The following is a 19,040-nucleotide window of genomic DNA, read 5'->3' as shown; positions in this document are numbered from 1 at the left end:
TTAATCATTTTTTAAGAATACGTCATGGTAATTCTCTAGCCCATATAAGGCAACGTTGCTCAGCACAGCAATATAACCTTATCTAGGCACCAGTTTATTTCGGGTTGTCTGTTGTTTGAGCTCGCACATTGCTGTAATTACTATGGTGTAGCATTTGCTCCATCATCAACTGCATCACCTTAGTACGTTCTTCCATCATTTGCATGCGCTCACTTATCTGGGCTGATGACATATCTTCAATATCGTCACTGTATTGGCTGGTATCGTTAATCAGTTGCATATTTTCACGCATTAATTTCATGTGCTTTTGCATCAGTAAATCACGTGATTGCTGATTATTTTCACTGCCAATTTGTTTCATCACTAACATCATTTCTTGCATTCTAGGCTCCATATTAAGGTGGCCACGGTGTTTCATCATCTCACCCATCATCATCTGACGATTACTTTCTCGGTTTTCATTTTCATGTGCCATAACCGTAAAAGAACTCAAGGTAATTATAAGTATTAGTGCAAAATACGTTTTCATGATTATTTCCTCTTTACATATTTAAGGTGTAGCGCTATTGGTAATTTTTAGCTCTACCAACGCTGTGTATTTGTTCAGGTTATTTATTAAGTTACGCCTTGCTTAACCATCCTTTTCGCCAAAAATAAAACACCATGACGATAGTTAACAAAACAAAAATCCCCCAAATAGCGGGATAAGCCCAATACCACGTTAACTCCGGCATATATTTAAAGTTCATACCGTAAATACCCGCAATAAAAGTTAATGGAATAAAAACCGATGACATAATGGTAAGTAGCTTCATAATTTCATTCATTCGGTTAGACATTGCAGACATGTATAAGTCTGTTAAACCACTGGCCATTTCACGATATGACTCGATAATTTCAACTATCTGAATATTATGTTCATACACATCCCTTAAATAAGGACGTGTAGCATCATCAATTCTGCCTCCCTCTTCACGATATAATTGATCGATAACTTCTCGCATCGGCCATACAATACGTCGTAACAAGGCAAGTTCACGTTTGATCCGATGAATTTGGTGCAACACTTGCGGTGTGGGCTTTTCAAGCGTGACAAGCTCTAAGTCTTCAAGTCGCTCACCATATTGTTCCAACACCGGAAAGCAGTGATCAACAACAGCATCAAGCAACGCATACAGTAGGTACCCCGTATTATTTTTTCGGATACGCCGACTTTGTGTTTTTAAACGCTCTCGAATCGGTTGCCATACATCTCCTGGCTCTTCTTGAAAGGTAAGCACTACGCCGTCGTATAAAAACAAACTCACCTGCTCAATGTTAAGAGTAGGATTAATTAAATCATCTTCTTTTGTGTCATTTCCCAGTGTTAACATCCGCAACACTACAAATAAATGATCATCAAAAAACTCAATGCGGGGACGCTGAGGAACGTGTAATACGTCTTCGGCTGTTAGGGTATGAAAACCAAAGTGTTGCTGAAATAGCCTTACAACATAAGGATGTGTGTTACTTACATTCAGCCACCTTACTTTAACCCAGTCAGGCTGAGGCACTTTTAAAAATGCTTCAATGTCACTAATGTCGCCGGTTTTTATTTGGGCTTCACTGTAGTCAGTATAGGTAATATCAACACTGCCTATTGCTGGCGGTGTCATAATATCGCCAATATGCTCAATGCCTGCTAATTGCCCGGGAACAACCTTGCGCTTATGCTTTTTTGATGCAGTAACATGAGATATACCCGTGGTTGCTCTTTGGTGTTTAGCGCTTTGCTTTGATACCGAACCATTGAGTACCCTGACACGCTTTATGGCTTGCATAACATCGTTAAGTACTTTCATAATCAGCTCAGTTTTTACATTGTTAGATGCCGATACGCACCTTAATTAAGTTATTAAGCACTTAATTTAGCGGTTTATCTGCGAAATCTTAGTGCCTTCAATACTCACTTCAAGCATGAAGCTTTGTTGATCAAAAATGAACGCGTATGCATAAGTATCATCTTTGAACGTAGACGAAGAGAGGTTTTTAGCAGCGCCTTCATTTATAACAACCATTGTTGGCCCAACCCCAATTTCCCAACCTCGGGAGTCCTCAAGGTACTTTGCCGCTTTATCTGTCATTAATAAAATCGCATAGCTATATGATTGTGCCCCGGCTTGGGGGCCCCAAGGCCCACCTACTGAGTTGTAATAACCAATATATTCGCCTTTTTAATTAGGGTCTGTTGATCTTTCCGGATTAAAATTTGTTCAAACTAGGGGCTGTTTAATCGCGGCGCGAGGTTTGTAACCTAGTGGGCTAAGTCAAAACCGAGCAACAAAGAGTAAATAGCCCCTAGGCAGAACCCTTCGGGCAGCGCCTGTTTGGCATTGATGCTACGTTATCGCCTATTTATGGGGAATAACCACACCACATAGGCTCTGCCTTGCCTAAATACCAAACAAACTGCTGCAAATTCAACCTTGAAAGATCAACAGACCCTAATACTCCTTCCCCATAACTACCATCAAATATTAAACCCGCTTTAATAATATTTGGAAAAACTAAAACCGCGACCGCTCTTTTTGATAACTCATCAGCAACCTTGTTGGATTTATATAAATTAGCTAATGCCTGGCTAGCATCTTTATTAATATCGTTTGCTGTTTCAGCAAATGCACTGTTAATACTCAATAACAAACTAGCCATAACGATGATTTTGATAAACGCTAAAATACGACGCTTTAAATAAGCTTTAAAAAACACGCTTACGGTCTGTAAAGCCAAATACGGTATATCACTGTTCATGATAAAATCCCTGTCGATTAAAGCTCATCAGTTAAAATAAGCCGCTTAGTTATTACGTTATATTCAAAAGGCAATGCTTTAACTTACAGCCGTTCATTTACTTGGTCGGTGCGCTAACACGCTCACGAGGCATTATTTATTGTTAATTTTGAATATTGGCTAACTGTATTTATCGTTTTTAGCTGAGCCATGTTTATAAGCTGAGAACAGCAAGCAATTGCGCCCGCAAAAGCTCAGCAATAAAAGCCTTATGCTTTACTTTTATTCATCTGTTGCTCTATTTTTAGTACGCGCTCAATCGTACTAAGAACACTATCTGGAGTAAGGCTAATTGAGTCTATGCCTAACGTTACTAAAAACTCGGTAATTTCAGGGAAGTCAGATGGCGCTTGGCCACAAATTCCTGAATGTTTACCATTACGCTTTGCTCCTTCAACGGCTAACTTAATCATTTGCTTTACACCTGCGTCGCGTTCATCAAAATCAAAAGCAACCACTTCTGAATCTCTGTCGACCCCTAAAGTAAGCTGCGTTAAGTCATTTGAGCCAATCGAGAAACCGTCAAATAACTTGGCAAACTCGTCAATTAAAATGACGTTATTAGGTATTTCGCACATTACATAAATGGCCAGATCATTTTCCCCACGAACAAGACCTTGTTTTGCCATTGTCGCTAATACCTTCTCCCCTTCTGCTATTCGTCGACAAAATGGGATCATTAAAATCACATTAGTGAACCCCATTTCGTCACGCACTCGTTTCATTGCGGCGCATTCTAAAGCGAAACCTTCTGCATAATCCGGATGACTATAACGAGACGCTCCTCGAAAACCTATCATCGGATTTGATTCGACCGGTTCGAAAGGTTTGCCGCCTAACAATGTGGCGTACTCATTGGTTTTAAAATCACTCATTCTTACCACACATGGCTTTGGATACACCGATGCAGCAAGGGTAGCAACCCCCTCTGAAAGCGTTTTAATGAAAAAATCAACGGGGGTTTTAAAGGCACCACTGAGTGTATTGATGGCTTGACGAGCCTGCTCATCTACTTTTTGTGGGTGAATAAGCGCCATGGGGTGCGCTTTTATAAATTCAGTAATAATAAATTCCATCCGCGCTAACCCTATCCCTGCGACAGGTAAAGAGGCGAGCGCAAAAGCCTGATCTGGATTACCTAAGTTCATCATTATTTTGGTTTTAGGTGAGGCTAAATGACTCAGATCGGTTTCCTCTACGTTAAACTGTAAAATACCCTCGTATACGTAGCCAATTTCACCTTGTGCACAGCTTACTGTAATTGCTTGGCCATTGGTGAGTACATCTGCACCGTTATCTGTACCCACAATTGCAGGGATCCCCAGTTCACGAGAAACAATAGCTGCATGACAAGTACGTCCGCCATGGTTAGTAACAATAGCGGCAGCGGTTTTCATTACCGGCTCCCAGTCGGGAGTGGTGGTTTCGGTAACCAGTATTTCTCCTGGTTTAAATTCACTTAAGTTTTTAACATCATTAATAATACGCACAGTCCCTGCGCCAATGCGGGTGCCCACTGCCTGCCCTTTAGTAATAATAGAGGATTGATTTTTAAGGTGATATATTTTTAAAACATGATCGGTTTTGCGGGATTCAACAGTTTCAGGCCTTGCCTGTACCATATAAATATGACCATCGAGTCCATCTTTTGCCCACTCCATATCCATAGGCTTGTACTGCCCTTTTTGTTTGGAATAATGGTTTTCTACCTTAATAGCGTAGTCAGCAAGGATCATGACATCGTCATCCGTTATACAAAAATGGCGTTGCTCACTCTCATTGGTATTAATGTTGCGGGTATATTCAACGGCAATATTGTCCTTATTGAGCGTATCGGTAAAAATCATTTTTTGCTCTTTTTTACCTAATCGGCGCTTTAAAACAGCCCTATAGCCTTTATTATAGGTCGGTTTGTGGACATAAAAACTATCTGGATCAATGGTGCCTTGTACTATATTTTCGCCTAAACCGAGTGCCGCATTAATAAATACAACATCCTTAAAGCCTGTCTCTGTATCAAGAGAAAACATCACCCCACTGGCACTCATATCACTGCGCACCATTTTCATTATTACGACACACAAGTCGACTTTAAAGTAGTCAAATTGATTATCATATTTATAGTGAATTGAGCGATCTGTAAAATTTGAGACTAAGCAGCGTAAATAAGCATCTAGTAGGGTCTGCTCACCACTGATATTTAAATAACTATCATTTTGCCCTGCAAATGATGCCTCAGGAGAATCTTCTGCAGTCGCCGATGAGCGCACCGCAAGTGATAGGTCATCCCCATATTGTTGTTTAAGTTTTTTATAGTGACCAAGTATTTCTAATTTAAGATCATTGGGTAATTTACACGCAGCAATGATAGCGCGAGCTTTTGCGCCGCGCTGTTGCAGGTCTTGAACGTCGTCTGGTTTAAGGTCATCTAGTGCGCTATGCAAAGCTTGCCACGCGTTGTTATCGTCAAGCACATAGCGATAAGCCTCTGCAGTTACAGCAAAACCGTTAGGCACTCTCACCCCTTGAGCGGTCAATTGTTGATACATTTCGCCAAGAGACGCATTTTTACCTCCCACATGAGCAACATCGCCCATAGCAACTTCTTCAAACCAGCGAATGTATTTGTTTGACGTGATATTACTCATAACGAATTCCCTATTAAAAAATTAACTTCATCGTTTTTGCAACTACAGCTATTGTTTTTTCAACGATACGAAACTCTCTTTTTAATAGCTAAATAAGAGGTAACAGAGCAAAATAGGCGGCTATAAATTGCAACAATAAAAAGGGTTTAAACCAGAAAAATGACAAACGAATGGTAAGATAATTACTCAAAGGCGGGCTTGGCGTGACCCCCCATTTTTTTCAAGGCAATAGCCAAAGGACAAAAACCAGTAAATGATGACTGCAGCAGGTTAAAGCCAACAAATGCAGTTAACCATAACCAATAAACACTACTGAGTAGTGATAACAATAAACTTAGTAACACGACAAATCCGGCAATTCGTAGTACCCAGCGATCAATATTCATCAGTAATATCTCCTTAATAAGCTAATTTCATTATCCAGTATGCAATACCCTATGAGTGTAGGAGAGTTATCAATTAGCTTCCGTGCGCTAACTAACATAAGGTTAATCGATGATGTGTGCCTTATTCCACAGCAGGCTAATACGACGAGCAGCTTCAAGCCATAAGGCCATTAAAAGCAATACACTCACTGCTACTACATAGTCTTCAGCAATGGGGTAAACTAAGCCCATTAACGAGCGTAACCAGGGGATAAACAAAAATGCTAACAGCAACAATATAATAGCGCCCGCTGTTTTTAAAACCCAAGGGTTCGCACTAAACAGCCCCATAATGGCGGGTCGAGTTAAATCGCGGTTAGCGAGAATCAATAAATACACACTTAAGATCAGCATGATCACAATAAGACTGCCACTACGGTTGGTATCCCAGCTCTGTGCATTCATCCAAACATACGCGCTTAGTAACAAAGCCGCGATACCAAGCCCTTGCACAATTGCGGTTAGTAGGTGTTTAAAACCAAAAGGCGAGTCTGTCGTTTTACGTGGTGGGCAATCCATTAATCGACTTGATTGTGGCTCGGCCTCAAATATGATGGAGCAGGCAGGGTTAATAATCAGTTCAAGTAAAACAATATGTACGGGCAATAAAAGTGCAGGCCAATGCATTACCCCTGGTAACAACGCTAAAGCTATAATCGGCACATGCACCGCAAAAGTAAACCGAATCGCTTTACGAATATTTTCATAAATACGACGACCTTGGCCTATCGCACTCACAATGCGAGTAAAACTGTCATCAAGTAACACTAAAGCAGCCGCTTCACGTGCCACATCAGTTCCACGTTCACCCATGGCAATACCAATATCGGCGGCTTTAAGTGCAGGCCCATCATTGACCCCATCGCCGGTCATTGCCACAACGTCACCATGGGCTTTGAGTATATTCACTAAACGCAATTTATGCTGTGGCTGTAACCGCGCGCATATATCCACGTTGTTTAATCGCTTCAGCAAAGCGGCATCATCTAAGCTATTCATTTCATTGCCACTAATAACCTCTGCCCGCGCTGATAGGCCAACTTGTTTAGCAATCGCTTTGGCCGTATCTGAGTGATCGCCAGTCATCATCATGACTCGAATACCTGCACGTCGACACTGTGCAATTGCATGTGGAACTTCGGGGCGCGGCGGATCCGCCAATGCAACCAGTCCTAAAAAAGTAAAATTAAAATCATGCTGCGAGCTTGGCCAATTCGGTTCATTATCATTGGTTGAATGCCAATTTCCTCGCGCGACTCCTAATACCCGTAAGCCACGTTTCGCCATGGTTTTTATTTGCTGTGTAATTATGGCTCGTTGCGCTGAGTTTAAGTGGCATAAATCAGCTATGGCTTCGGGCGCCCCCTTGGTGGCTAATATATGCGAATGCTTTTGTGTACTTTGAAACACTTTAGTCATCGCTAAAATATCAGCGGTGAGCGGGTATTCAAATTCAGGTTGGCGTCCATCTCGTTCATGTTCAGTGCCAGCTAACCAGCGTTGACTAAACTCTTTTATCGCTTCTTCCATTGGATCAAAGGGGTCGCCTGGTGTTGCTAACATGGCAAATTCACTCAACTGGTGAAAAGTCTCGGGAAGCTGCTCGGCTCCCTCGGGATTGAAAACATCCCCATCACCATTTAAAGACGAGGTCGCCAGCTCAACAACTTGCATACGGTTAAGTGTTAATGTGCCTGTTTTATCTACGGCTAAAACGGTAATAGCCCCTAAGGATTCAACGGCGGACACTTTTCGGGTAAGTACTTTTTGCTGTGCAATACGCCAAGCGCCCATAGCCAAAAATACCGTTAAGATCACCGGTATTTCTTCTGGCAAGGTTGCCATAGCCAAGGCCACACCAGATAACAAACTTGTTAGAATAGGTTGATTATTCCACCACCAAAGCAAAAATATTTGCCCACATGCAATTAATAAGGCCAAAGCCCCTAACCATCGCACCAGTTTACTTGATGCTTGTTGCAATGCAGAAGGTGACTCTTTGGTTGCGGCTAAATCGTTACCAATGCGCCCCACCGCAGTTTTTGCACCGGTGGCTATTACTTCAGCCTGCCCAATGCCGCTGGTTACTATGGTACTGGCAAATAGCGCGCTGGGGTGGTCTTTGTTGGGTTCGAGACACACATCACTGTGCTTACTTTTTGCTTGCGGCGTTTTTTGTACTGGTACCGCTTCGCCAGTGAGCAATGATTCATTAACCGCTAAACGCCCTTCAACCAGCATGACATCGGCCCCTATCCTATCACCCTCTTTGAGTATGATCAGATCGCCACACACTAACTCATTTGCAGCAATTCGGTGCTGTTGACCATCACGAATAACCAGTGCTCGCGGAGCTGATAAATCTTTTAAAGATTCAAGTGCACGCTGAGTCTTACGCTGTTCTATTAATGTGATGGCAATAATGACAAACACAAACCCCAGTAATAACAAAGCTTCGGTTCTATCTCCAAGGGTAAGGTAAATGCCCCCTGCAATTAACAGCATTAAAAACATTGGCTCTGTGAGTATTTTAACAATCATAGCCAAACTAGATTCAGGTTCACTGCCAGGTAATACATTAGGGCCATTGGCTGCGAGACGCTCAGCCGCTTGCTTCGCTGTTAAACCTTGCTGTGACGTTTTGTCATTTTGTGGCGTGCTGATATATGCTTTATTTTTAGTTGCTGAATGTATTTGCTTTGCTTGCTTCATGGCCCGTCGCCTTGTTGCTAGTGACGATACATTCACTGCAACTTTATTTATTGTAAATAAAAAAAACGCTGGTTAAGTATATAAATTAGCTTAAAAGTGCTTAATAACCTTATTTTTTACTTTTTTACGGGTGTTTCACTTACTTGGGTGTTTTGTAAATACCTAAATAATTCGCTTTGGCTTGATAAAACCAGTGTCGTATTTTTGCTAAGAGCAAGCTCATAGGCCTGCAACGAACGAGTAAATGCATAAAATGCCACGGCTTGATCACTTTGATTATAAGCCGATGCGTAAATAACAGCTGCTTTGGCATCAGCTAACCCGCGAATTTCTTCAACTTGACGGTATGCTTCTGATTGAATTTTATTTAAATCGCGCTCACGGTTGCCGCGTATTCGCGCGGCTTCTCCTTTTCCTTCTGACAAAAAGCGTTCGGCTATTTGGCGACGTTCGCTGATCATCCGCTCATAAATTTTAGGCCTCACACTTTCATTGTAATTAATTCGTTTAAAACGAATATCTAAAAGCGCAATGCCAAATACTTTGACCTTTTTAGTCGCTGCATTAAATATATCCTCTTCGATGAGCAAGCGGCCTATTTTTATAGGCACTAAGCTGCCAATGTTTTGTGCTTTTTCAGCCTCTGTTAGCAATTTATCTCGCAGCGGTTGGCGATTTTTAGTCGTACGAATAATCTCAATTAATTCATGCTTAGCAACTGCATTACGCGTTTCACTGCCAAAAATATCATCAAGTCTCGATTGCGCACTGCGCTCATCCCCTAAACGCAAAAAATATTGCAGTGCATCTGTTACCTGCCAACGAGCAAACAAGCTAACTGAAATATAGAGCTTGTCTTTGGTAGGCATATCAGAGGGTGTTCCCTCCCACTCTAATACCCGTTTATCAATAATATTAACTTGCTGAATAAAAGGCAGTTTAATTTTAATTCCCGCATCAGTTACCGGCTCGCCAACAGGGCGACCAAACTGAGTGATGATCACTTGCTCAACCTCATTCACCGTATATAACGCATTATTTAACGCCGCTAATAAAAAAGCGATTACAATACCAAGAATAAACAATAAAAAATGTCTCATGGTTCTTCACCTTTTAATGGCGTCAGGTTTAACAGCGGTAATACGTCGATAGCATTACTATCAATAATAATTTTATTATTAACTGTTGGCAGAACGTGTTGCATAGTCTCTAGATAAATTCGCCGACGAGTCACTTCGGGAGCCTGCATAAACTCTGCAAATAATGCATTAAAACGCAGTGTGTCGCCTTTTGCCTCGTTAATTCGTTTAATTCGATAACCATCGGCTTCGCGTATTCGCTGATCTCGCTCTCCTTCAGCCAAAGGAATAATGCGGTTATAGTCACGACGCGCTTCGTTGATCAGTTTTTCTTTTTCTTGTTGCGCCTGATTTACTTCGTTAAATGACGCTTGAACGGCTTTAGGCGGATTAATATTTTTTAATTGTACTTGGTCAATACTAATGCCCATAACGTACTTACTTGCCAGTGCTTGCATTTTGCGAAGCGCTTCAACTTCGATTTCTTGGCGACCAATAGTAATGACTTCATCCACAGTGCGATCGCCCACCACTTCTCGCATTACGGATTCCGACACATAACGTAACGTGCCCGCCGGATCGCGCACTTCAAATAAATATTTTTTAGGATCGGCTATCCTGTACTGAATAACCCACTCAACTAGCGCCGTATTTAAGTCACCGGTTACCATTTGGGTTTCCCCAATTTGGTTTCGTAGTATTACCGATTGACGCTGACGGAAAAAAACACTCTGGTTACCAATCGCCATATTTTGATTTGGATCGGTGGCGCCTGGGGTAGAAAAGCCAAACTCCTGTTTGAGCTGCCGTTTAGTGGGCACGATAGTTACCCTGTCAATCCCTAGGGGCAATTTGAAGTGTAAACCTGATGGTAAAACAGTAGAAAATTTACCAAATCTGAGTATCACGGCAACCGAGTCACTCGGCACAGTAAATAAAGCGGTATATATACTCATAATTAAAAATAATATAAACAATACGCTGAGTATGGCTTTATATTTTGCGTTAGCGAATAGCTGTTGATACTGATTTATAAAACGATTTATTACGTTAGCAAAGTCGCTGGGGCCGCGCTTGATGGCATGATGCTTGTCGTTATTTTCGCTGATAGGAGGCATAGCGTTCTCATAATGATTGAGAAATAGGGTCTAACAAAACATCATCAGGCCCTATTAGTATGAGGTATTATTGTCGCCGACGTCCTTGTTTAAACCTTATACTCCTTTAATTTGCGACAATAATGACTGTCGTTTTTAACACACAAAGAAAAATAAGACAGTGTTAGCTCAATATTAAATTGTTCAGACTCAATTACTTTTTCTCTGGTTTGATCGTCGATTTTTGCTTATCAGACTTTTGAGCCGGGTGCTTATTTGCCGCTTCTTTTTTGAGTGTTTCAGCAGACTTTTTATCGCCCGCGTTTTTATCATGAGTTGGATTTTGCATAATAACCTCTGAGTTCTCGCCAATTACGTGCATGTAAAAAGCCGAGACTTATAACTTACTGTAAAAAAAGCATAGGCTCTGTTCGTTACAGCACTTAAGGCTACTTTTTTAGTTTATAAAGCGGTTATTTAATTTAAATCAGGAAGGCGTAGCGTGGTAGCTACATCTAATTTAATGAGTATTAATTTTATATTCAACAGCTTAAAACGGGGACTTTGCGCTTTTTAAGCTACAAAAAAACCTGCACAACATAAGTAAATGCAGGTTTATTTAATAACTAACAAATAGCTTTATTCTTGAGCCACTAATCGCCTACCGCTAAATGCATGCATAAGCGTCATTCCATCGACTAAATCAAGCTCACCACCAACAGGAATACCATGAGCAATACGCGATGCACCCACATTGTTTTTGTGGCAAAGCTGAGCAATATAATGCGCCGTTGTTTCGCCTTCAACCGAAGGATTTGTGGCTAAAATGACTTCATTAATACCGCCTTGCGCAAGCTTTTGCTCGAGTACATCAAGGCCAATTTCTTTAGGCCCTATGCCATCAATCGGTGATAAATGCCCCATTAATACAAAGTAAAGCCCTTTGTATTGACCTGTTTGCTCAATGGCGAGTACATCCGTTGGCGATTCAACAACACATAAAATACCACTGTCTTGGCGTTTAGTGCTTAAGCAAATATCACACTGCGCCTGCTCGGTAAATGTGCGGCACGATTGGCAATGACCTACAGCGCTCATTGCTTTAGTCAAGGCATTACCAAGTTGAGCACCGCCTTTACGGTCGCGCTCTAACAAATGAAACGCAATACGCTGGGCAGACTTCGGACCGATGCCGGGCTGACATCGCAGTGCTTCAATAAGCGATGTTAAACTATCTGAAAGTTGCATAGTTGCTTAGAACGGCATTTTCATACCAGGTGGTAACTGCATACCGCCTGTCACTTTACCCATGCGTTCTTGCGTTTCATCGGCAACACGGCGCACAGCATCGTTACATGCTGCAGCTAATAAATCTTCAATCATGTCTTTGTCGTCTTCCATTAAGCTTTCATCAAGCTCAACACGGCGCACGTTGTGGTTACCAAGCATGGTTACTTTAACTAAACCGGCACCAGCTTCACCAACGACTTCCATTGTTGCGATTTCTTCTTGGGCTTTTTGCATGCGCTCTTGCATTTGCTGCGCTTGCTTCATCATGTTACCCATTCCACCTTTAAACATAATCGTCTCTCTTTCTTTTAATACATTAACTGAAGTATAAATAAGGGCACTGATAGTTAATTACAATGCCTGAATACTGTTTTCGTCAATTTCAGCGCTAAATAGCTGTTGAAATTGTACTATATTTTCATCACTTGTGATCACATCAATCGCTTGCTGGTGACGACCTGCATCAATTTTTTGTTGAATCAGATAAGGCGAGTCAATCACCCCACTGGCAAAGTCGATATTTAGCTCAACGTTATGCCCATAAATAGTCGATAACGCCACATTTAACTTTTGGCGCAGCATAGGCGTATCTAAATGCTTTTGCGATTCATCGACTTCAATATGAAAATGATTGTCTTGCTTGGTAAAAATTGAATGCAAGGCAAACTGGCGCATGCGCCCGCCAAGCCCCATTCGCTTAATTAAATAAGCCCATTCATCTTGTTGATGGGCAAATCTAATTTCACTGATGGGGCTTTGAAAATCATCCGGCACCGGAATACTTGGTGCTTGTTCAACAACAGGAGCCGGTTTTTGCGGATTAATTTGCTCTAATAGCTCAGGTGCAAGATTTTCGGTAATTGTTTGATGCTTTGCTTTAAAGTCAACTTTATTTGCAGGTTTAGTGCTTACCTGTGGCTTGCTCCCTGACATGGGGAGCGCTGGCTTTTTTGGTAACTCATCACCCGTCTCACTATCCCATGGAGGCGGCTCCTGCGCTACAGCTTGAGGTGTATTGCTAATAGGTTTATCGACGGGCCTAGCAGGGGTCGATTTTGGCACAACAGGTTTTTCGGTTGCTGCGCTTGACAGTTTACCCGCACCGGAAATATTTCTGTCACGTAAAATACGCGCTATTGCAGACTGTGCACGTGCTTCTTGCTCGCCCATTGTTGGCGCTGAATGCTCAGTGCTACTAGGTACGTTTGATAGCTCAGGATTAAATCCTTGGTCAACCGCGCTACTCATTACATCATCGTATTGCGCTGCAATGGTTTGTTCTACATCGCTGTGCTGCATGTAGGCATCATCTTCGCTTTGACGCTGCGCTTGTTCATCGCTCATTGGCGTTGTATCAGACACGTTTGGCTGACTTTGCGTTGACTCTTGCTCAATGTGAGTCCGGCTATTATCAGAGCGCGAAACCTCAGGCTCAGCAGCCTCTATTGGCTGTGGATTATGTATTGATGGCTGACTTTCAGTGCTATTGCTCTGCGCTGGTTTATTTTTATTTAAAATATCACGCAATGCATTGGTACGCCCTGTGGCATTTTGCTCTGGCGCGGGTTGCGAGCTAGGTGCTGAATGCGTCGTTTGTGAGTGCTCAGGTTGAAATGCTAACAATCGTAGCATAATCATCTCAAACCCTAAGCGTGGCTCAGGCGCCCACTGTAAATCTTTTTTGCCATTCAGTAATAACTGATAATACACTTGAATTTGCTGAGCATGAGTGTGCGCTGCAACATGCTTAATGTAGTCAGCATTATTGCTATCAAGTGCTGCCGCTTCAGGCACTAATTGGCTTAATTGAATAATATGCGTAAGTGCAATTAAGTCATCAAGTAGTGCAATGTAATTAGGATTTCTGCTCGCGACTTGGGCAACTTCAGCCATTAAGGCTGCGCCATCCTGCGCGAGTAATGCAGCGAGTAAACTCTGACTATAATGGGTATCCATTAAACCAAGCATGGCTTGAACAGCTTGATTATTAATATCGCCATTTGTTTGAGCAATAGCCTGATCGGTCAGGCTCAGCGCATCTCGCATACTGCCATCGGCTGCTTTAGCAATAATGCTTAGGGCATCATTATCAAAATTGAGCTGCTCTTGCGTAAGAACATGCTCAAGCTGTTGCTTAATTTCAGCTTGCGACAAGGCATTTAAATTAAACTGTAAGCAGCGCGATAAAATAGTTACCGGTAATTTTTGTGGATCGGTGGTCGCCAGTAAAAACTTTACATGCTCAGGTGGCTCTTCGAGCGTTTTTAATAAAGCATTAAAGCTGTGCTTTGACAACATGTGTACTTCATCAATTAAGTACACTTTATAGCGTCCGCGGGTTGGCGCATATTGAACGTTATCGAGTATTTCGCGAGTATCTTCGACTTTTGTGCGTGAGGCCGCATCTATTTCGAGTAAATCAATGTAGCGCCCTGCTTCTATATCAACACAGCTACTACATTGACCACATGGTGTGGCAGAAATGCCCTCATCACAATTTAAGCTTTTAGCAAAAATACGCGCAATGGTCGTTTTACCAACACCACGGGTTCCAGTGAATAAATAAGCGTGATGCAGTCTATTTTGACTCAGCGCATTAACCAGCGCTTGTTTAACATGAGACTGCCCAACCAATTCATGAAAGGTTTGAGGACGCCATTTTCTCGCTAGAACCTGATAACTCATCGATTATTCGCCTTCGAATTCAACCAATTTTAGGATTTTAATACCCATTTTTTCAACACGCTGCTCCCCACCTAGTTCAGGTAACGATACGACGAATGCTGCATCTGTGGCGTTGCCGCCTAATTTTGCAACCAACTTGGCTGTTGCTTCAATTGTACCACCGGTCGCCAACAAGTCGTCAACTAGCAATACTTTATCACCGGCTACAATCGCATCAGTATGAAGCTCTAATGTATCTTCACCATATTCGAGTTGGTAATCTTGGCGAATAACTTCGCGCGGTAATTTACCAGGTTTGCGAACAGGGATAAAAGGAATTCCCAAGGCATAAGATAGCGGTGCACCAAAAATAAAGCCACGCGATTCTGTGCCAATAATTTTAGTAAAACCTTGATCTTTATAGGCGTTAATAAATGCATCTATGGTTGCTTTAAACGCTTCAGGGTTTGCCATTAGGGTTGTTACATCGCGAAACATAATGCCCGCTTTAGGGTAATCAGCAATTGTAGTAATGCTGTTTTTGATAATTGCTGGTGTTACTTGAGTCATAATTTTAACTGCTCAATGGTTCATATTACAAAGCAGGTGATTATAACCTTAAGTGAGCGTAAATTGCGAGTTTGCGGTAGTTATAAAAATTCAGGAAGGGTAAACAAGATAAAAAATATAAGGCTGATGAAAACAACAGCCTTATGAAATAAAGCAAAAATTACGTCAAGCTGGTGATCCAACCTAAAATAGCATTTAAACACCCTATTCCAGCAAACACGGCTAAAAATGCAAAAAAGTAAGCCGCATTAAACGGGTCTTTAAACTCTTTATCATCTGACATCGGTACAACCTTTTATTAAGCACAACAAATAAAGGCGTTATAATAGACGATGTGAAATAATCTATAAAGAGCTTAATCTTGATTTTTTGTCACTATAATTTGACGCTGTGCCATAGCCGTTAGGGTACTTAATGCGCCTTGAGTTATTTGCTCAAGGCTAAATTGAGGTGCATTTTCACTGACTTGCTGGCAAACATGCGCAAATGTGCTTCCTGCGTTATTGTCAATAATAGACAAAAGCATGGCGGTCATCGCATTAGTTGCTAAAAATTGTACTTCATCGTCTTTATCTCTGTACACCACAAAATAATGTGGCTGCTCAGAGGGCTGTTGCGGTTGAAACGCTTCGCTAATATGTTGTACGGGGAATTCATAGCTTAAGTTACGTGCCGTTTTAGATAAATATAAAGGGCTTTGGGTTAATTGATTCGTTACCAGTTCGCTCTCATCCAAGTCAGCCTGAGTTACCGATACATCAAGCTCAATCCATTCATAATGCGCCAGCGCTAGCATAAACACAGGGTCGCACTCTTTGGGCACATAACTTGTCATTAAATACGTTATAAACTCTTCAGCAATATCTAAAAAGTAAGGAGACTGGCAATCATGTTCACTAAAAAATTGACGTACCAGTAATAGCCACTGTTGCTCACTATAGAGTGTTTTTAAAACTGGAAATGCTGATGAAACAAACCCATTAATATTATTAAAAAAAAGCTCCCGATAAATAGCCATACGTCTGTCTTCAACATCTGCTGGGCAAGGGTTCGTGTTGGGCTGGCGAATATGAGCCATAAACTCATTTTGAATATCGATAAAACTCATAGTTAATACTCTTTTAAAACCATGCTGTTGTTATTACTAGCTGCATAGGACTGTTTAAGCACTTTGCTCAGTGGATAACAGCTGCAGGTGCTTTGCTTGTAATTGATGAATTATATCCAGCTCTTTGGTTAACACGTTAATAGGTGGAATATTAAAGTCCCGCTCTAACAGCGTCGGAAATACACCATGTGTTTCATAAGCGCTATCAAGCAACTGCCATACGGGATCAATAACATCGGCGCCATGAGTATCTATAATCAAGTCCTCGGCTTCGTTGTAATGCCCTGCAACATGGGCATAAGCAATTCGGTTAGTTGGCAATGCAGCTAAAAAGGCATGTGCATCGTAGCCATGATTAACTGAATTAACATAAATATTATTTACATCTAGTAGTAACTGGCAATCAGCCTGTTCTAAAATAGCGTTTGTAAATTCAAGCTCAGTTAACTGTTGTCCAGGCGCGCCATAATAAGACACATTTTCCAGCGCAAGTGGGCGTTCTAAAATATCTTGTACCTGTTTAACCCGAGAAACAACATGGTTAACCGCCTCCTCAGTGAAAGGGATCGGCATTAAGTCATACATGTGTCCTTTTCCTGAACAATAACTTAAATGCTCGCTGTATACTTTAATATTATGAGTATCAAAAAACGGTTTTAACGACTTTACAAATTCAAGGTCTAGTGGCTCAGGCGAGCCAATGGAAAGTGACAAACCATGGCAAACAAAATAATTAGTATTGGTTAACTGTTTGAACTGCTTTTCAAAGCGTCCACCTAACTTTAACCAGTTTTCTGGGGCCACTTCCATAAACTCAATTTGTTTTGGTGCGGCACCGTCTAGCTCATCTAGCATTTCCCTGCGTAGGCCTAAGCCAACCATGCCAAAGTTAGGCGTTTGAATGTGAGCCATAATAATACCTCCCGTTAAATAAAAAGGGCCTAATTGGCCCTATAGCTTAACGTAATTAAAAGAAAAGTTTAGTGACCACCGCATTTACCTTCGCCACATTTACCTTCTTTTTTGGCTTTAGCTTCGCCGCATTTACCTTCGCCGCACTTGCCTTCTTTTTTGGCTTTAGCTTCGCCGCATTTACCTTCGCCGCACTTTCCTTCTTTTTTGGCTTTAGCTTCCCCGCATTTACCTTCGCCGCACTTACCTTCTTTTTTGGCCTTCGCTTCGCCGCATTTACCTTCGCCGCACTTTCCTTCTTTTTTGGTTTTAGCTTCACCGCATTTACCTTCGCCGCACTTGCCTTCACCTGCGTCTAACTGGTAACCAGCAACCATTTGCTGAAATTCAAATGGGTTAGCTTGTACATCTGCACTGGCCATACTTGCACTACCAACAACCACTGCGCCGAGTGTTAATGCAATTGAATTTTTCTTTATTGTATTCATTTTTTATTACCTTCTAAACTTGTTGAACATCATTATACAAGTAGACCTGCATAAAACTAAAAACTTTCACATTATCTATTTTTTCAAAAATAACTTAGTAAACTAACTATGAACCCTAATAAGCGTTTTATCAATTTATGATTTACAGGTAAACTGGCGCTCTTTTTCAGTAATAAATTAATCACACTATGAAACTTGTTTTAGCACCTATGGAAGGTGTCGTTGACTTTAAAATGCGCCAACTACTCACCGACATAGGTGGCTTTGATCTTTGTGTGACTGAATTTATCCGCGTTGTAGATACTTGCTTGCCTGATAAAGTATTTCACCGCTATTGCCCTGAACTAAAAAATGCAGGGCTAACTCGATGTGGCACGCCAGTTCGAATTCAGTTATTGGGCCAAGTGGCTGACGTCCTAGCTGAAAATGCAGTAAAAGCAGTTGGCTTAGGCTCCCATGGTGTTGACTTAAACTTTGGCTGCCCGGCAAAAACGGTGAATAAAAGCAAAGGGGGCGCTGTTTTACTCAAAGACCCTGAACATATGTATTCAATAATTAAAACTGTAAGGGATGCCGTAGACGCTGAACACGAGGTAAGTGCAAAAATTCGCTTAGGTTTTGATGATGATAGTAATAGCCAAGAGATTGTCGATGCCGTTGTCAGTGCAGGTGCGAGCAGTATCGCCATTCATGCGCGAACTAAACGCGATGGCTATAACCCGCCTGCCTATTGGGAAAAAATCCCTCCTTTAGTTAAAGATAAACAAATTGCGGTGGTCGCCAATGGGGAGATTTGGCAGGTAGAAGATGCCCTTTTATGCCAAAAGCGCAGCGGTTGCACTGACTTAATGATTGGCCGTGGCGCCCTTTCACATCCTGATTTAGCTCGTAAAATTAAAGCTCATATTAATAATGAAGATTATAGTGAGTTAACGTGGGAAAATATTTTACACCATATTATTTACTCATCCATGCACCAAACCGCCAGTAAAGATACCAAGTACTTTGCCTCACGCACAAAACAATGGCTTGGTTATTTAAAACGTCAGTACCCACAAGCAGGACTATTATTTGACGAAATACGTCGTTTAAAAGCCAAAGATGAAGTGGCAGAGGTATTAAAAAAATATGCGAAAGCGCCACAATTTGATACAAATCATAACATCTAAGATAATCTAACTAGATAATAGCAGTATCACTGAGGACTAATTTAAGGGT

19 protein-coding genes are annotated in these 19,040 nt (G+C 41.5%); 1 reads left to right on the top strand and 18 read right to left on the bottom strand.

Annotated elements, in window-relative coordinates; genetic code table 11:
- Positions 1–94 precede the first annotated feature (94 nt).
- From BM380_RS00615 to BM380_RS00540, 18 genes are all read right to left on the bottom strand, one after another.
- Positions 95–529 carry a hypothetical protein gene (locus tag BM380_RS00615; RefSeq protein ID WP_028835069.1) on the bottom strand — a complete coding sequence of 145 codons (435 nt, stop codon included), beginning with the start codon at positions 527–529 and terminating at the stop codon, positions 95–97.
- Positions 530–620: 91 nt separating this feature from the next.
- Positions 621–1,841, bottom strand: a complete 1,221-nt coding sequence (gene corA, locus BM380_RS00610) for a magnesium/cobalt transporter CorA (RefSeq protein ID WP_231485819.1) — start codon at positions 1,839–1,841, stop codon at positions 621–623.
- Between the two features lie 66 nt (positions 1,842–1,907).
- Entirely contained in the window at positions 1,908–2,123 is a 216-nt protein-coding gene (locus BM380_RS00605) for a lipid-binding SYLF domain-containing protein (RefSeq protein WP_217644046.1), read from the bottom strand.
- A gap of 271 nt (positions 2,124–2,394) precedes the next feature.
- On the bottom strand, positions 2,395–2,790 hold the full coding sequence (locus BM380_RS00600) for a lipid-binding SYLF domain-containing protein (RefSeq protein ID WP_064663586.1): 396 nt from the start codon (positions 2,788–2,790) through the stop codon (positions 2,395–2,397).
- 248 nt (positions 2,791–3,038) lie between these two features.
- Positions 3,039–5,477 (bottom strand): phosphoenolpyruvate synthase, encoded by a 2,439-nt coding sequence (gene ppsA / locus BM380_RS00595; RefSeq protein WP_090492310.1) that lies wholly within the window; start codon positions 5,475–5,477, stop codon positions 3,039–3,041.
- Between the two features lie 182 nt (positions 5,478–5,659).
- Positions 5,660–5,863, bottom strand: a complete 204-nt coding sequence (locus BM380_RS00590; protein ID WP_028835065.1) for a YgaP family membrane protein — start codon at positions 5,861–5,863, stop codon at positions 5,660–5,662.
- 102 nt (positions 5,864–5,965) lie between these two features.
- The gene (locus tag BM380_RS00585) at positions 5,966–8,614 is read right to left on the bottom strand and encodes a cation-translocating P-type ATPase (RefSeq protein WP_090492308.1); all 2,649 of its coding nucleotides are present in this window, start codon (positions 8,612–8,614) and stop codon (positions 5,966–5,968) included.
- Between the two features lie 116 nt (positions 8,615–8,730).
- A complete protein-coding gene (gene hflC, locus BM380_RS00580; protein ID WP_090492307.1) occupies positions 8,731–9,714 on the bottom strand; it encodes a protease modulator HflC in 984 nt (327 codons plus the stop codon).
- The gene (gene hflK, locus BM380_RS00575) at positions 9,711–10,811 is read right to left on the bottom strand and encodes an FtsH protease activity modulator HflK (RefSeq protein ID WP_090492305.1); all 1,101 of its coding nucleotides are present in this window, start codon (positions 10,809–10,811) and stop codon (positions 9,711–9,713) included. Before hflK ends, hflC begins: the two co-directional genes overlap by 4 nt.
- A 193-nt stretch (positions 10,812–11,004) precedes the next feature.
- Positions 11,005–11,172: a hypothetical protein gene (locus tag BM380_RS18285; RefSeq protein ID WP_155949130.1), complete on the bottom strand. Its 168-nt coding sequence runs from the start codon at positions 11,170–11,172 to the stop codon at positions 11,005–11,007.
- Between the two features lie 257 nt (positions 11,173–11,429).
- Positions 11,430–12,038, bottom strand: a complete 609-nt coding sequence (gene recR / locus BM380_RS00570; protein ID WP_028835061.1) for a recombination mediator RecR — start codon at positions 12,036–12,038, stop codon at positions 11,430–11,432.
- Between the two features lie 6 nt (positions 12,039–12,044).
- Entirely contained in the window at positions 12,045–12,371 is a 327-nt protein-coding gene (locus BM380_RS00565) for a YbaB/EbfC family nucleoid-associated protein (protein WP_013465191.1), read from the bottom strand.
- A gap of 60 nt (positions 12,372–12,431) precedes the next feature.
- The gene (gene dnaX, locus BM380_RS00560; RefSeq protein ID WP_090492303.1) at positions 12,432–14,765 is read right to left on the bottom strand and encodes a DNA polymerase III subunit gamma/tau; all 2,334 of its coding nucleotides are present in this window, start codon (positions 14,763–14,765) and stop codon (positions 12,432–12,434) included.
- Positions 14,766–14,768: 3 nt separating this feature from the next.
- Positions 14,769–15,314 carry an adenine phosphoribosyltransferase gene (gene apt / locus BM380_RS00555; protein ID WP_013465193.1) on the bottom strand — a complete coding sequence of 182 codons (546 nt, stop codon included), beginning with the start codon at positions 15,312–15,314 and terminating at the stop codon, positions 14,769–14,771.
- A 160-nt stretch (positions 15,315–15,474) separates the two neighbouring features.
- Positions 15,475–15,597 carry a hypothetical protein gene (locus BM380_RS18450; protein WP_255314607.1) on the bottom strand — a complete coding sequence of 41 codons (123 nt, stop codon included), beginning with the start codon at positions 15,595–15,597 and terminating at the stop codon, positions 15,475–15,477.
- Positions 15,598–15,669: 72 nt separating this feature from the next.
- A complete protein-coding gene (locus BM380_RS00550; protein ID WP_036954349.1) occupies positions 15,670–16,422 on the bottom strand; it encodes an HvfC family RiPP maturation protein in 753 nt (250 codons plus the stop codon).
- A 54-nt stretch (positions 16,423–16,476) separates the two neighbouring features.
- Positions 16,477–17,334 carry an HvfB family MNIO-type RiPP peptide maturase gene (locus BM380_RS00545; RefSeq protein WP_090492302.1) on the bottom strand — a complete coding sequence of 286 codons (858 nt, stop codon included), beginning with the start codon at positions 17,332–17,334 and terminating at the stop codon, positions 16,477–16,479.
- 68 nt (positions 17,335–17,402) lie between these two features.
- The gene (locus BM380_RS00540) at positions 17,403–17,822 is read right to left on the bottom strand and encodes an HvfA family oxazolone/thioamide-modified RiPP metallophore (protein ID WP_090492300.1); all 420 of its coding nucleotides are present in this window, start codon (positions 17,820–17,822) and stop codon (positions 17,403–17,405) included.
- A 188-nt stretch (positions 17,823–18,010) separates the two neighbouring features.
- On the opposite strand from BM380_RS00540, the gene BM380_RS00535 reads away from it, so the two are divergent.
- A complete protein-coding gene (locus BM380_RS00535) occupies positions 18,011–18,991 on the top strand; it encodes a tRNA-dihydrouridine synthase (protein ID WP_028835056.1) in 981 nt (326 codons plus the stop codon).
- Positions 18,992–19,040: the final 49 nt, after the last annotated feature.

Source organism: Pseudoalteromonas sp. DSM 26666 (assembly GCF_900116475.1).
In the GTDB taxonomy this organism is placed as follows: domain Bacteria; phylum Pseudomonadota; class Gammaproteobacteria; order Enterobacterales; family Alteromonadaceae; genus Pseudoalteromonas; species Pseudoalteromonas tetraodonis.
Note: the sequence above shows the minus strand (reverse complement) of the source record. Positions and strands in the feature narration are given on the sequence as shown.